Source organism: Kribbella sp. NPDC050820 (assembly GCF_040653975.1).
Lineage (GTDB): Bacteria > Actinomycetota > Actinomycetes > Propionibacteriales > Kribbellaceae > Kribbella.
In genome coordinates this window covers 1-13,332 of the sequence record NZ_JBFAHB010000015.1, presented here as the reverse complement: position 1 = coordinate 13,332, position 13,332 = coordinate 1, and the positions used below count along the sequence as shown (strand labels likewise).

20 protein-coding genes are annotated in these 13,332 nt (G+C 67.4%); 15 read left to right on the top strand and 5 right to left on the bottom strand.

The window, feature by feature from the left end:
• Positions 1-15: 15 nt before the first annotated feature.
• Positions 16-387: a hypothetical protein gene (locus AB0H36_RS15860; RefSeq protein WP_360522598.1), complete on the top strand. Its 372-nt coding sequence runs from the start codon at positions 16-18 to the stop codon at positions 385-387.
• A gap of 63 nt (positions 388-450) precedes the next feature.
• Here AB0H36_RS15860 and AB0H36_RS15855 read toward each other — a convergent pair whose 3' ends face one another.
• Both AB0H36_RS15855 and AB0H36_RS15850 read right to left on the bottom strand, forming a co-directional pair.
• Positions 451-834: a hypothetical protein gene (locus AB0H36_RS15855; RefSeq protein WP_360522595.1), complete on the bottom strand. Its 384-nt coding sequence runs from the start codon at positions 832-834 to the stop codon at positions 451-453.
• A 92-nt stretch (positions 835-926) separates the two neighbouring features.
• Positions 927-1,946, bottom strand: a complete 1,020-nt coding sequence (locus AB0H36_RS15850; RefSeq protein WP_360522592.1) for a hypothetical protein — start codon at positions 1,944-1,946, stop codon at positions 927-929.
• Positions 1,947-2,551: 605 nt separating this feature from the next.
• Between AB0H36_RS15850 and AB0H36_RS15845 the strand changes: the two genes are divergently transcribed.
• From AB0H36_RS15845 to AB0H36_RS15830, 4 genes are all read left to right on the top strand, one after another.
• A complete protein-coding gene (locus AB0H36_RS15845; RefSeq protein ID WP_360522589.1) occupies positions 2,552-2,989 on the top strand; it encodes a hypothetical protein in 438 nt (145 codons plus the stop codon).
• A 117-nt stretch (positions 2,990-3,106) separates the two neighbouring features.
• Positions 3,107-3,367 (top strand): hypothetical protein, encoded by a 261-nt coding sequence (locus AB0H36_RS15840; protein ID WP_360522586.1) that lies wholly within the window; start codon positions 3,107-3,109, stop codon positions 3,365-3,367.
• 128 nt (positions 3,368-3,495) lie between these two features.
• A complete protein-coding gene (locus tag AB0H36_RS15835; protein WP_360522583.1) occupies positions 3,496-3,882 on the top strand; it encodes a hypothetical protein in 387 nt (128 codons plus the stop codon).
• A gap of 215 nt (positions 3,883-4,097) precedes the next feature.
• Positions 4,098-4,328: a helix-turn-helix domain-containing protein gene (locus AB0H36_RS15830; RefSeq protein ID WP_360522580.1), complete on the top strand. Its 231-nt coding sequence runs from the start codon at positions 4,098-4,100 to the stop codon at positions 4,326-4,328.
• Positions 4,329-4,405: 77 nt separating this feature from the next.
• Here AB0H36_RS15830 and AB0H36_RS15825 read toward each other — a convergent pair whose 3' ends face one another.
• From AB0H36_RS15825 to AB0H36_RS15815, 3 genes are read right to left on the bottom strand one after another with little or no spacing between them, the layout of a single operon-like run.
• Complete coding sequence (locus AB0H36_RS15825; RefSeq protein WP_360522577.1) at positions 4,406-4,804, bottom strand: MazG nucleotide pyrophosphohydrolase domain-containing protein; 399 nt, start codon at positions 4,802-4,804, stop codon at positions 4,406-4,408.
• A complete protein-coding gene (locus tag AB0H36_RS15820) occupies positions 4,797-5,378 on the bottom strand; it encodes an NUDIX hydrolase (protein WP_360522574.1) in 582 nt (193 codons plus the stop codon). The genes AB0H36_RS15825 and AB0H36_RS15820 overlap by 8 nt, the downstream gene beginning before the upstream one ends.
• The gene (locus AB0H36_RS15815; RefSeq protein ID WP_360522571.1) at positions 5,375-6,739 is read right to left on the bottom strand and encodes a hypothetical protein; all 1,365 of its coding nucleotides are present in this window, start codon (positions 6,737-6,739) and stop codon (positions 5,375-5,377) included. Before AB0H36_RS15815 ends, AB0H36_RS15820 begins: the two co-directional genes overlap by 4 nt.
• Before the next feature lie 377 nt (positions 6,740-7,116).
• On the opposite strand from AB0H36_RS15815, the gene AB0H36_RS15810 reads away from it, so the two are divergent.
• Genes AB0H36_RS15810 through AB0H36_RS15765 form a run of 10 tightly spaced genes read left to right on the top strand, consistent with a single transcriptional unit; the run spans position 7,117 to position 13,158 of the window.
• Positions 7,117-7,338, top strand: a complete 222-nt coding sequence (locus tag AB0H36_RS15810; protein ID WP_360522568.1) for a hypothetical protein — start codon at positions 7,117-7,119, stop codon at positions 7,336-7,338.
• Positions 7,335-7,700, top strand: coding sequence for a hypothetical protein (locus tag AB0H36_RS15805; protein WP_360522565.1), 366 nt, complete (start codon positions 7,335-7,337; stop codon positions 7,698-7,700). The genes AB0H36_RS15810 and AB0H36_RS15805 overlap by 4 nt, the downstream gene beginning before the upstream one ends.
• Complete coding sequence (locus AB0H36_RS15800) at positions 7,700-8,071, top strand: hypothetical protein (protein ID WP_360522562.1); 372 nt, start codon at positions 7,700-7,702, stop codon at positions 8,069-8,071. The genes AB0H36_RS15805 and AB0H36_RS15800 overlap by 1 nt, the downstream gene beginning before the upstream one ends.
• Positions 8,068-8,358 (top strand): hypothetical protein, encoded by a 291-nt coding sequence (locus AB0H36_RS15795; protein ID WP_360522559.1) that lies wholly within the window; start codon positions 8,068-8,070, stop codon positions 8,356-8,358. The genes AB0H36_RS15800 and AB0H36_RS15795 overlap by 4 nt, the downstream gene beginning before the upstream one ends.
• Positions 8,355-8,714, top strand: coding sequence for a hypothetical protein (locus tag AB0H36_RS15790; RefSeq protein ID WP_360522556.1), 360 nt, complete (start codon positions 8,355-8,357; stop codon positions 8,712-8,714). The genes AB0H36_RS15795 and AB0H36_RS15790 overlap by 4 nt, the downstream gene beginning before the upstream one ends.
• Entirely contained in the window at positions 8,711-9,202 is a 492-nt protein-coding gene (locus AB0H36_RS15785) for a hypothetical protein (protein WP_360522553.1), read from the top strand. Before AB0H36_RS15790 ends, AB0H36_RS15785 begins: the two co-directional genes overlap by 4 nt.
• 26 nt (positions 9,203-9,228) lie before the next feature.
• Complete coding sequence (locus AB0H36_RS15780; protein ID WP_360522550.1) at positions 9,229-9,468, top strand: hypothetical protein; 240 nt, start codon at positions 9,229-9,231, stop codon at positions 9,466-9,468.
• Positions 9,468-9,836 (top strand): hypothetical protein, encoded by a 369-nt coding sequence (locus AB0H36_RS15775; RefSeq protein WP_360522547.1) that lies wholly within the window; start codon positions 9,468-9,470, stop codon positions 9,834-9,836. Before AB0H36_RS15780 ends, AB0H36_RS15775 begins: the two co-directional genes overlap by 1 nt.
• Positions 9,833-10,843: a hypothetical protein gene (locus AB0H36_RS15770; RefSeq protein ID WP_360522544.1), complete on the top strand. Its 1,011-nt coding sequence runs from the start codon at positions 9,833-9,835 to the stop codon at positions 10,841-10,843. Before AB0H36_RS15775 ends, AB0H36_RS15770 begins: the two co-directional genes overlap by 4 nt.
• Positions 10,843-13,158 (top strand): FtsK/SpoIIIE domain-containing protein, encoded by a 2,316-nt coding sequence (locus AB0H36_RS15765; protein WP_360522541.1) that lies wholly within the window; start codon positions 10,843-10,845, stop codon positions 13,156-13,158. The genes AB0H36_RS15770 and AB0H36_RS15765 overlap by 1 nt, the downstream gene beginning before the upstream one ends.
• The last annotated feature ends 174 nt before the right edge of the window (positions 13,159-13,332 follow it).

Below are 13,332 nucleotides of genomic sequence, written 5' to 3'. Positions count from 1 at the left end.
CCCTATATTGCGCCCATGGGGATGTATGTCGCCGTTCGTGGATGGCTTGAGGTCGACCACAAGCAGCGAGAGCAGGTCGAGCAGACCGTGGCCGCGTACGGCCGGGATGGCTATGCGGGAGGTTGGGCGTTTCCCGTCAAGCCGTTCAATTGGACGCTGTACGTGTTCTACGGCGGCGACATACGGGAATCAGCAGTGGCCTCGTTCCGTGACCTGGTTGCCGAGCTCGCGCGACTGGCTCCAGTGGATGAGGACCTGGACATGCCGGCCGGGTTCTTCCTCTTGAGTTACGAACGGCAACAGTCGACGTCGTGGACCATCCGCGACGGCCAGCTGATCGAAACGCTCGCGCCGGCGGAACTCCGCTGGTTCGCAGAGCGGCCCTGAGATCAGCCGCACGAACGTCCGTCAACAAGTAGCCGCTGTCAGGGCACTGGCCTGTCCGAACGGTCAGCCCGATTGGATGACGCGGAGTACTTCCTCTCCGGTGGCGACCATTGCCACGTCCTCGCTGAGGCCTTCTGGCAAGTGGATGCGCTGGACCTCGTCGGTGAGGCACGTCGGACAGCCAACGGGCATGATCACCCACCCGGCTGCGCGGGCCCCTTCAACGAGGAGGTCCCACGGGTCCCGTCCGGTGATGTGGTTGGCCATCATGCCGTCGGCGTTGAGGTAGACGACTGCCGAGCCGTCGCCATATTCCACGAGCATGAAGGGATGCTCAGGGTCCTCCGCGCGCACGACGAAAGGTTTGAGCATCTGACGCACTCGGTCGCCGCCACCGGGCTCCGCGTCTCCGTCTCGGAACCGTTGGAAGAAGACATCGAACGACATCGCTCAACAGTGCCACGTGGACGCCGAGCGCGCACGCATCTGCCGCTGAGAGTGATGCGCGGTCATGCCGAGTTGCGGATGTACTAGCCGCACTACCTGCGCGGCGCCTCGTAGATCAGCTTGAACCGGTTGAAGTCGTCGGGCCACGGCGCGTCTGCGGGTAGCACCGGCGCCAACGCCTCGAACACCTTGCGGACCGCGTCACCCTCGTACTGCGACAGTCGCGGCGTCGCCTGCAACACCGCCCCGCCCGACGGCAACTCAACCGCACTGGCAAACGCGCCACCCTTGCGGACCGCCTCGATACCACCCAACCGCTGCAGAACACCGCCCGACGTGACCGTCACCCACGAATAGCCCCGGACCTCGGAGTCCGACAGCGGCAGCGTATCGTCCGGGAAAGTCGCTCTCATGGCCTCGAGCGGCGTGCGGGTCCCGGCAGGGATCGTGTCATCGGCGAGGAATCCGAACACCGCCGGCCAGCGCTCAGCCTGCGTCAGCAGGAACTGCCGCCACGCCTCCGGCACCTCGTCCGGGATCGGGGCGGTCTCGCCCAACCTGCCCACGACGTAGGTAGCGTCCAGCCGCAGCCACTGCCGCGCTTCGGGTGGACGTGGCCGGTAGGCCGAAATCGTCAGACTCGGAACGCCGGCATGACCGAACCTGTTCAAGGTCGAGAACTTCGCCGACATCTCAACCGACACATCCGCCGCCTGCACCAAGAACCGCTCCCAGTTCTTCGGCGACCAGGCGCGCAGCGACTTCGACAACCGCCGCTCACCCTGCCCGATCACCAACAACGAACACCACCGCGAACCAACCGGCCCAAACGGCCCACCCGCCGGGTCACGCAACCCCTTCGACGGCAAACCTGTCGCCGGCAGCTCGGCCAGAAACCCGCCCGCCAGCCGCTCCACCGCCGACGTGAACCAGTCCACCACCCGCGGCCCCACCTCGGCAGCACCCTCCGGCAGCAGATAATCCAACTCCACCCGAAACCCACGCGCCGACCTCAACCGCGTCGCCTCGTCGGCCGCCGACAGCTGACCCGTCAGCCCGTCGCTTGACCCCACGTTGTTCCCCTCCAGCTCACCGAATGCCACGATCACCATGCACTAATGGCTCAAGCATCACGCGCCCGGCGCGGCAGATCCTGCCGTTCGCCGAGCACAAGTCGGATCCTCTCAGGCCAGCCTGGCAACGTCCGAACATGCCGCGGACAGTGCAAAGCTCGGAACTGCCGAGATCAGTGCCTCTCGGGTTTCATGGCTTGAGCACCTCAGCGTCGCACCGGTCGCATAGCGTGAGGATCACCGGACGCGACTCGCGCAGCCGCCCAGGGGCGCCGCATCGCTCGCAAACGTCTTCACTCCGCTCCTCGAGCGGCTCGATCAATTCATCTAGTAGCTCAAGGTCGTCGGCAGTCCACGTGCCGGGCCCCTGCCAAGGACGCGGAGAGGCCTGGAATGCGAGGCGTCCGAACTTCTGCTTGATCGCGCCGATCACGTAGTCCGGAAAGGCCTCGATCGATCGCTGGTGGCAGACGGCGACGAGATCGAACCAACCCCCCCACGTAGACGCCGAGCGGCGGGTGCGCGGCGTGGGAGATCAGCGGCCGAAGCTGATCAGGTATCTGCTCAGGGGGCCAAAAGGTCGTGGCCCGGCGCCACTCGTCCATCGTCGGCATCCTCGGAGACTAGCCCGTGGGTGCCCGATTATGCCGCGCTCCAATCGCGCCAACGTGCCGAATCCAGGGCGTTTGGCAGCCTGTCCCTGGCAAGATGCTGCAGTGACCCCGGACCGATATGCCGACCGCCTGGACGCGGCCACGTACGAGGATGACGACGAGACGGTCGGCATCTTCGAGTCGAGTCCAGATGAGCCGGACTCGCTGTGGTTGTCCGGACGCCTGTTCTATCGCCTAACTGGCGTCGCTGCGGCCTATGACCTTCACACGCTGCCCATGCTCGGCGGACCCGAAGCAGAGCAGTTGAACCGCCCACGCTGCGAATCGCTGCTTGACGAACTTGCATTCGTGGCTGACCGACTCAACGATCCACTGGCGGTGCAGACCGTCCAAGCGGTCTCCGACTACGTGGCGATCCGCTTGGGCCGCCCTGGGTGGGGTGGCTCGATCACTTTCGAGGGCGACTAAGGAAAGTCTTCATCTGCCGCAGTCAGTGCGACGCAGCGTCGCCGCTCATGCCGATGCCGGCGAAGCACGAACTGCCCATGGTCGAGCACGGCCACGGCACCGTGAGAGAGTCGCGGCGTGAACCCTGGGCAACTGTGTCGTGTCGTCGCGACGTTCATTGAGGACAGGAACGGCCGCGCGCTGGTGCGGCTGCCGAACGGATCGAAGACGTCCATCCCCTACGACGCGATCGAGGCTCGGGGAGCTCGTGCTCACTTCGTTCCGGCGCAGGATGGTTCAACAGTCACCGTGGTCTGCCTCGATGACGATTGGTCGGGTGAGGGGTCGGGTTTCCTAGACGCGGCCGAACTGTTGCTTGCGCACGTCGAAACCCACTAACGCCCCGAGCGACGTCGAGTCTGGTTGTAGACCTTCTACGTCGCGGACAGCGTCCACGACGCAACCGCCCAGGTCACCCACCGAAATCTCAATTCGGGGCTTAAGGGAACATCTGTTCAAATACAGGGATGACGAGTAAGGGGATCGGCGACACTCGGCGGGTGCTCGGGCAGGCGAAGCCGTGGACGGAGCAGACCTTTCCGAAGCCCCGGCCGCCCCTGCCTGATCCCCGCGGTGATGCGCTACTCGAGTTCGTCTGCGCACGAGTCCGTGAGTGGGAGACCCAGGCGGCCACAGAGGCCGCCGAGTATCGCAATCAGCCCCTCGGGCCGGCCATGGTGCGGTACGCGCTCGACATCCGCCGACTCTGTGCAGCGATCCGCTTGATCCTCGCCCGGTACGACGAGATGAGGGACGCCAGTCCGTCCGCCCCGCCCGAGATCCGCAGGACCATCCAGGAACTCTCCACCGCGTGGCGCAACCATCCAGACTGGCGCGACGAGTGGGGCTCGTAGCCCGAACAGGGAGAGCACCGGGGACAGCGGGGACAGGCAGGTTGAGGGACTGTCCCCCTGAATCGGGGGTAAAACCGCAGGTCAGAGCGCCGAGGGGGACAGGGGGACAGCGGGGACAGTAGATGGTGTCTCCGTGCTGTCCCCGACACCGCGTCCAGTCCGGGTGCGGCTCACCATGCTCGTGTCAATGGGTTCACGTCCGACAGAATGGCCGGGTGACCGAATCCGTACCTGATCCCGCTGCCGAGTGGTGGACAACAAGCGACGTCGCCGCCTACCTGGGCGTGCGCCTCGGCACGGTTAGCTCATATCGCCAGCGGGAGCAGATGCCAGCACCGGACGCGACGATCGGGCGCACGCACGTCTGGAAGCCCAGTCGCATCATCGAGTGGCACGAGGCGCGCCCCCGGCCCGGCGTCGGCGGACGGCCAACTGCTGACGATTAGGCGTTGTTGGGTGACGGGCGCCGTTCGGATTAAGCACGCAAACCTGGTGCGGCCGGTTCCCGCCGGGAACGTCGAGGTCAGGTGCCCGATGCCGAAACTTGACGGTGAAGCACGCTGGCGACATCAGGTGGGCGATACCTGTCGCCCTTCTGCACCTTTCCGTCGTGCTCCACTGGCCGCCCATCGGCTCCAAGCTTCGTCATGTTCGCTTGGTGGATCACTGCCAAGACAGCATCAAGGTCGATCCCGTAACTGATCGCCGTTCCATAGGCCGCGTAAACAACGTCAGCCAGTTCGTGTGCGATTTCATCTAACCGCCCTCCCCGAGCGGCTTCAGCAAGCTCATGGACTTCCTCATCGAGAATCCTTTGCCGTGCCTCTGCTAAGTCGCTCGCCAGTTGGGTTGGTCGATCGGGGTGCGCCAGGCCGAACCTCTCGTGGAACTCACGAACCTGCCGCCATGGAGACTCACGCACCCGGGAATCCGTGCCTTTCGGATGGAACCATTTCGGTGGGTCCGCTTGTCACCATCCGGCCGAATTCCGCATAGCTCGGGAACCCTCTACGGAGGGCTTCCTCGGCGCGAGCGATACGCCGCACCATTGATGGCCGCATGCGATCACTTGCCTGCTCTAGCGTCAGGAACTGAAAGCGCCGCGCCTCAGTCGCATCCAAGGTGATGCGCTCGATCTGTTCGTCGGTCAGAACTCCGCCGTCGAAGATGAACATGATGCCGTCGAACCAAACCCCCTGAGCGGGAATCCAGTCCACGACCAGTATCGGGCCGATTTCGATATCAATCCCGATCTCCTCCCGAGCTTCTCGACGGCAAGCATCGAGAGGAGATTCATCGAACTCAGTAACGCCACCGGGGATTTCAAGGGTCGGTTTGTAGACAGCTTCGAGGAAAAGGATTAATCCATCGCTGTTGCGAACGAGCGCTCCCGCGGCGGTCGTCTTCTTTGGCAGCCTCCCCGCGATGCCCGGGTTGAATTCCTTCTCCGGTTCGCCTTCTGCTGCCAGGTCAGCCTCGCGGCTGGGGTGGATCATTTCGTTACACCTTCCCGGGTGAGACCGCTCTGGTCAAAGAAATCTCGGACTGCGTACGTGGAGTTGAATGGTTGGAGTTTCGCGGCGAGTCGTTCTAGGTGTCGTTGTGCGCGATTCGAGTCGATATTATCTCGAAGGGAGATGATTTCCTCGCCGTAGTGGCATGCAAGCTCTAGTTCACCTTCCCGGGCAGCTGCGATTCCGAGTTCTGCCGCGCTGTAAATTCTGCGCCTTGGCCGATCTCCCGACCCTTCCCATACCTGGCTGAGGTGCCTCCTGGCTTCCTTCGTATTACCGAGATCGTTCCAGCATGTCCCTGCGTGGCTCGCGAACATGATTTCATCCCATTGCGGCACCCAGGCACGCGGCTCCGCAGTCTGAATCCGTTCGTACGATTGCTCAGCCCTGCGAAGGGCAGATGTGGCTTCGCCGACAGAAGCCAGGGCTGAGTGTGATCGGGCTACCAGGAGGTCTGCCTCGACAAGCACTTGTGGACTGCCAGCGGACTCCGCAATGTTCCGCGCAGCCTTCGCAACACGCAGAGCTGCAGCCGCTTGTCCGACGTGCAGTGCCTGGTGAGTGATGCTGGTCATGAGGTAGGCCGACAGGGCGTCATCGCCAACCTCGCGGGCCAGCCGAAGGGCTTGAGTGAAGTAGGCCTGCCCCACTCCATGGCGTCCCGCATCGTAGAACATCCATCCGACTATCTCGCACAACTCAGCCACGGCGGAGAACAGCTCCGAGCGGGCGTGGGCCTCGATCTCGCCTTGAAGCATCGGCAACGCCACCTCGTGGAGGTACCGCCGCGCCGTCGCGCGGCACTCTGCACCGCCTGCTCGGCGCTCGATGGTGTCTATCGCGGAGATCATTGTCCGGACTTGCTCGACATTGCCGGCTGTAACGCGACGTCCGTCAGTGGTGGCGACGGCCTGTCCGACCGCCGATGTGAGCCAGTCGAGCACTGTTGCGGCGAGGTCTTCAGGCCGGTAGGCGACGCGCTCCGCGGACGGCTCAGTGAGGCTCTCCAGGATCGTCACGGCCGCGTCCAACCCAGATGGGTAGGCGGTCAGAGTATGGCCGGCGTCGGTCGCTGTCACCGTAGTGCCGGGCAGCGGGCGCATCTCTCGGAATTGCGTCGCTACGGCGGTTGGAGCATCGGCAAGAGCACGACTCAGCTCCCTCTGCACGTCCCGTCGAAGCTTCGTCTGCGGGCGGCTACGCCAGTTGTAGAGCGTGCGTGGTGCGATCCTCAGAACGTCCTGCGCGAACTCCTCATCCGTCAACGTCGGAATGACGGCGCGATAGGCATCCTGAAGCAGCTGAACGGTTGCTGGGGTCCACACCTCGCTCTGCACATCCATTCAACGGCCCCGCCGATGTGCAGGAAATGTGCAGACGAGTTGCAGTCGTCCTTTCATGGTTTGGAGCCCGGATCGGCCGTTGACTTGCAGGTATGAGCCTCCAGGAACTCAAGCTGCGTCGCGAGATCCTCGACCGTCCTCCGCGGCTCGGTGAGTACCTGGCTCACGCGCTCCTCCTGTCTGCGCCCGGTGCGCACGCGTGTGCAGTCATGTGCGCGCTGTTACGAGCCTAACGGCAGCGGCAGGTCGAGGAGCGGATCACATAGGCGCTCGGCGTAACCGGGCGGGTACGGCTTGACACCAAGTACTGACTGAGTCAGTATTCGAGTACTGAGTCAGTCTGTAAATGATGACGCTGTGGAGAAAGGAGAGACGGTATGGAACTCGCGATCTTCGGGCTGGTGCTGTTGTCGGCGCTGGTCTTGATGTGTTGGAAGAACTTCATTGCCGGGCTGGTCGCGGTGGTTGCGCTGATGCTGGGCATGACGATCGCGGCGAGCAACGGGCCGCTGGAGCGTCCGTCGCAGTCGTTCACGGACGGCACGCGGAACGTGATCGGCGACATCGGCAACACGCTGTTCAACGGTGGTAGCCGGTGAGCGCCCGGGTGATCTGGGGCCGCGTGATGGACGCGCTGCACGCCGCGTCGGACACCTCCCACAAGGCGCGGGGCTGGGAGGTTCGCAAGGGCCGGTTCGGTTCGCGCCGTTACCGGTTGGACGTGGCCGCGTGGCTGGAGTCGCAGCGCCGCCTGGAGCGGTTCGGTTCGACGCCCGGCCCGATCGTGGTGGTCCGCGACGAGGCGGCCGACCTGTGGGACGCGATGCGCTGGACGCAGGCCGACATCACGCCGGTGCTGCGCGAGGCGATCGATCAGGGCTGCGCGGCGAGCCTCGTGCTGGGCCCGTCGTGGCGTCACCGCGGCGACGACGGTGACGACCGGGCGCGGGAGGTGGCGTGATGACCGCACGGGTGGCCGCTCGTGTGTCGGCGGTGCTGTTCACGCTGTGCGCCGGCCTGGTGCTGGCGATGGTCGCCGGGATCGACCTGGCGGACCGGTCCGCGGTCGTGCGGGTGTTGGTGCTGCCGGCCGCGACGCTGCAGATCGGGGAGACGGTGTGGCGGTTCGTGTGGGCGGCCGAGGACGGCGAGCGGCTGTTGCCGTACCTGCCCGCGCTGGCGGTCGTGGCCGGTGTCCCGGTGGTGGTCGCGGCCCACATCGGCCATGTCGGTCTGGCGGTCGGGATCGGCGGGTTCCTGTCGGCGGTGCTGTCCACGTCGGTGCTGATCAAGCCCGCTGACCGTCCCTCTGGTCAGGCGGTGTCGTCATGACCGGGTTGCGCATCGACCGGCCGTGCCGGGTTCGGCGGGCCGCGCCGGGTCGCTGGGAGTGGACGTGTCTGTGTTCGCCCGCGGTGTGGCCGTGCACCGGCCGCGCGACCAGCTGGGCGGACGCGCAGACCGCCGCCGATGCGCACCTGACCGCGGAGCACCCCACCGCCCCGGCCGCGGTGCCTGTGGTGCTGGCGCCGGTGATCGACCTGGCTGCCTACCGCGCCACCGCGCTCCCCGGTGGCCGGGTGCTGGAGTTCGCCCGGCCAGGAGGTGGCGCGGCATGACGTACAGCGCGTTCGACCCGTTCCGTCCGCCGATGCTGGGCGCTGAGGCCTGGTTGCTGGTGATGAACGGCGCGGGCTGGCGATGCGAGTGCACTGGCGAATGCGGGCGTTCGCACACCAAGACCGGCGGCCGCTGCGGGACCGAGCACGGTCGGTCACATCGCCTCGCCGCTGTCCCGGCCGATCTGCTGGCCTCGCCGTTCCAGGCAACCACGGGCGCCGTGGACCTGGTGGCGATGTGCGTCACCTGCCAGGCCGGCGCCAAGCGGGTCGCGACGAAGGCCGCCGACCTGGCCGCCGCTGAGAACACCGACCAACTCGAGCTGTTCGACCTGACCGGAGGCGACGCCGCATGAACACCCCCAACCCGCTGACTGTGGCAGTCCCGGTCGTCGCGCTGTCGCTGGCCGACGACGAGACCACCAGGGCCGTGGTGCGCCACGAGTACGGGTCGCTTGACGACTACGACCTGCCGCTGGCCGTTCTGACGCAGAAGCAGGCGCGGGCCGAGCGCAACCTTCAGGCGGCAATCCGGACCGAGTACGAGGCGGGCGTGACGGTGCCGTGCCTGACCGACCCGGCGACCTGGGACGCCGACCAGACCGTGGGCCGGGTAACCCGCGAGGACGTGTTTCGCGCCGCGCAGCTGTGCCGGACCGCGTGCCCGGTGTTCGACCGCTGCAAGGCGTTCCTGGCCACCGAGCCGCCCGTGGTCGGCATCGTCGCGGGCCGGTTCATCAAGCACCCGTCCGAGATCCGGCCCGAGCGACACGCCGCCAACCTCAAAGACGACTGGGCTACCGGCCGCACCACCACCACTGACATGACCGCTGACGCGGCCTGACGACCTTTCCTGACTGGAGACCGCTGATGAACCGCAAGCGCTACAACGCCACTGCACCGCGCGATCTGGTGCTGCGGGTTGCCGAGGGCACCGACCGCCTGTGCGAGGCGTGCGCGTTGCGGCGGACCCGGCGGCGGATGGACGTGGCCGGCGTGGTGTTCGCGATCTGCGAGTCCTGCGCCCCGGTGCCGGTGATGGCGATCCTCCCGGCCCGCGACGGCGCGAACCAGACCTGTGACCGCACCGACTTCAAGGACGCTGCCTGATGAACGACGAGAGCCTGATCAAGCACGCCGACTCCGCCTACGAGGCGATCCGTGCCCTCAATCACGGCACCTACCGCACCATCCCGGCACCGCTGGCTTACAGCCTGCTCGGCAACCTGCGCTCCCTGGGTGTCGCGCTGTCGCAGCTGGCCGACCAGATCGACGCCGGCCTGAGGTCGTCGCTGACCACGCACGACGTGTACGACGACGACCGCGACCCAGCGGCGAGCGTTGAGCTGGCTGGCCTGGATCTGACGCGGGCCGCTTCACAGGCCAACGACATGGCATGGCGGTTCGGCCGCGCGCAGCAGGCGATTGCCGCGCAGGGCTACCGCACCGACAACGACGATGAGGAGGACGCGCGATGAGCGCGGCACTGGTTGCCCCCGGCAACGCGAAGGTGTCCGGGGTGGACAAGTTGCGTGAGTCCGCCGCGCAGGCGTCGCAGGTGCGGGCGCTGTCTACGCACCCGGACGTGATCGCGCTGCGGGTGGAGTCGATCCGCACGCAGGTGGACGTGTTGATGTGGGTCGGGATCGTGCTCGGGCTGGCGTTCACGATGGTCAACGTGCAGGCGTTCGCCGCCGCCGGCGCGGACCCGTGGTCGCTGCCGTGGCTGGCCGCGTGGCTGCTGGACCCGATGGTGTCGCTGGTGCTGATCGCGGTGCTGCGCGCCGAGCAGATCACCGCCCGCTACCAGGTCAGTGACGCCACCGGGTGGCTGTCGCGGACGAAGCTGTTCGCGTTCGCCGCGACGTACGCGATGAACACCTGGCACTCGTTCACCGCGCTCGACGTGGCCGGGATCGTGCTGCACTCGGTGCCGCCGCTGCTGGTGTTCTGCGCGGCCGAAACCGCCCCGGTGCTGCGCGACCGGCTCACCGAAGCCGTGCTGCGCGCCGAGCGCACCGCCGCCGAAGCCAACCCGACCGCAGCACCTCTCGCGCAGCCCACCGCCACCCCGGAGCCGGCCGCCGTACTCGAGGTGGGCCAGCCGCCCGCCGACCAGGTGACAGAACGGCCCGACACCGCTCTGACTACTCCGGGTCGGAAGCGGCCCGCCCGCAAGGCGCCGGCGCGCCCGGCGGGCAAGCGCGGCGGCAAGACCACCGGCAAGACGACGGGTAAGGACAAGGCCCGGGCGCACTGGGATGCCGAGCTTGCGGCGGGCCGGGAACCGACCGGCGGCGAGCTGGCCCGGGTCGCCGAGGTTGACCCGTCACTGGGCCGACGGTGGGCGCGCGACTGGAAGACCGAAACCCCCGACAGCACCACCGACGCCACCACACCTGACCAGGCGGTGGCGGCCGACATCACACCGGCCGCGACCACCGACACCTCCGGCACGAACGAGATCGAAGGAGAGGCCGCCTGATGCGCTTCATCGGCCGCAAGAACCATGACGAGCACGACGACCACTCCGGCGACCGGGAGGTGGCGGGGCAGGTGATGGGTGAGGTGGTCCCGCTGCACCGCGACCCGGCCGCCGCCGACCAGGACCGCGCCGCCGGCGGCCAGGGCAGCGACGGCGGGACCGGTCCGCGCGTGCAGGACGTGATCGCCCGCGAGGTCCCACCGGGGTCGGAGTCGGCACCGGCCGACTACGACCTGGACTCCGATGAGGACGGCGAGGCGGCTGCGGCGGTGGTGGCGGTGGACCCGGTGCCGGGGTCGGTCCCGGGGCTGTTTCCGTGGGACCGCACGGACGACAGGCGTGAGGTGCTGCCGCTGTGGCTGACCGATGCCGCGACTCGTAAGGCGGCGGTGGTGTGGGCGGGCGGGATGGTGAAGCACAAGGCGAAGTTCCACGCCGCCCGGACGCCGTTGTATGCGGGTCGGGTCGCGGTGCGGGTGCCGCGCGGTGCGGGTCGGCTGATGGTCGACTACACCCGCTGGGTGACCGATGCCGAGACCCGGCCGCTGCGCGCCGAGGCGGTGCGCAAGGCTGACGCGCTGGAGCACATGAAGCTGGCGCAGAAGACCGCCGAGCGGCAGAAGGCGCGGCTGGCGATCTCGGGGGTGCTGGCGGTCCCGGTCCTGGCGGGACTGGCGGTGGTGGTGTTCGCCGCTCCGGTCCCGGTCGCGGTCCTGCTCGGTACCGCCGTGGCCGCGTGGCTGGGGGTGCGGGGCGGGACCGAGGACAAGCCGCTGATCGGCCGGGCGGTGGTGACCGGGAAGGTCCCGGAACTCACCTCCGACATGATCGTCCGCGCCCTGGGCGCGATGAACAACAGCCTGCTGAACGCGGCGGTCAAGTCCGGCAAGGGCATCACGTTCCCGAACCCGATCCACCGCGACGGCCCCGGATGGCGGGCCGACGTGGACCTGCCGTATGGCGTGACCGCCTACGACATCATGGAGAAGCGGTCCGCGCTCGCGTCGGCGCTGCGCCGGCCGCTGGGGTGTGTGTGGCCCGAGCCGGACCCCGACCAGCACGAGGGCCGCCTGGTGCTGTGGGTCGGCGACAAGGACATGGCCAAGACCCCGGCCGCCGCGTGGCCGCTCGCGAACAAGGGCAAGGTGTCGCTGTTCGAGCCGTTCGCGTTCGCGACCGACCAGCGCGGCCGGATGGTGACGCTGCTGCTGATGTTCGGCAACATGCTGATCGGCGCGATGCCCCGGTTCGGCAAGACGTTCGCGCTGCGGGTGGTCCTGCTGGCCGCCGCGCTGGACCCGACCGTGGAGCTGTACTGCTACGAGCTCAAGGGCACCGGCGACCTGGACTCCCTGGAGCAGGTGTCGCACCGGTTCCACTCCGGTCCTGCCGACGACAAGTCCCTGGACGCGGTGATGGCGGGACTGCGCGAGGTGCACGCGGAACTGGAGTCCCGCGCGCACGCGCTGAAGCGGCTCCCGGTGGACTTGCGCAAGGAGAACAAGGTCACGCCGGAGATCGCGGCGAAGCGGTCCCTGGGGCTGTACCCGATCGTGGTTGCGATTGATGAGTGCCAGGAGTTGTTCTCGGACAAGTCCCGCGCGGCCGAGGCGGAGCAGTTGTGCCTGGCGATCATCAAGCGCGGTCCCGCCCTGGGGATCATGCTGGTCCTGGCCACGCAGCGTCCGGACAAGGACTCGCTGCCGACCGGGATCTCCGCGAACGCCGGGATCCGGTACTGCCTGCGGGTGATGGGCCAGACCGAGAACGACATGGTCCTGGGCACCTCCAGCTACCAGAACGGGCTGCGGGCGACCGTGTTCACGCCCAAGGACAAGGGCATCGGCATCCTCAAGGGTCACGCCGACGTTCCCCAGACTGTCCGCGCCTACTACATCGACGGTCCCGCCGCCGAGCAGATCGTCAAGCGCGCCCGTGCGCTGCGTGAGGCCGCCGGGACGATCACCGGGCACGCGGCCGGCGAGACCACTGACGCCCACACCGGCCACCAGTTCTCGCTGCTGGACGACATCGCCGCCGTCCTGGCACCGGGCGAGGACAAGGTCCACTCCGAGGTCATCTGCGACCGGCTCGAGGAACTGCGCCCCGAGGTCTACCGCGGCTGGGACGCCACCGGCCTGGCCAACGCGCTCAAGCCGCACGGCGTCACCACCGCCCAGGTCTGGGCCACCGGGCCGGACGGCAAGAACGCCAACCGGCGCGGCTTCACCCGCGCCGACCTCGATCAGGCGCGCCGCGCCGCGAAGAAGAACACGCAGCGTGACGACACTGCGGGTGGGGAGGCGACCGCCTAACGCCAACCGAGCACCCCGACAACTCCATCCGCGGCTAGCTGCCGCCCGGCCCTAGCGGGGCCAGCGAATCACCACAGTTCCTAGTGTCGCGTAAACGATGTTCTTTGACCGGGTTTGCAGTGGTCGAGTAGGTCGTCGGCGGTTTTGGTCCAGATGAAGGGTTGGCAGCGGTCG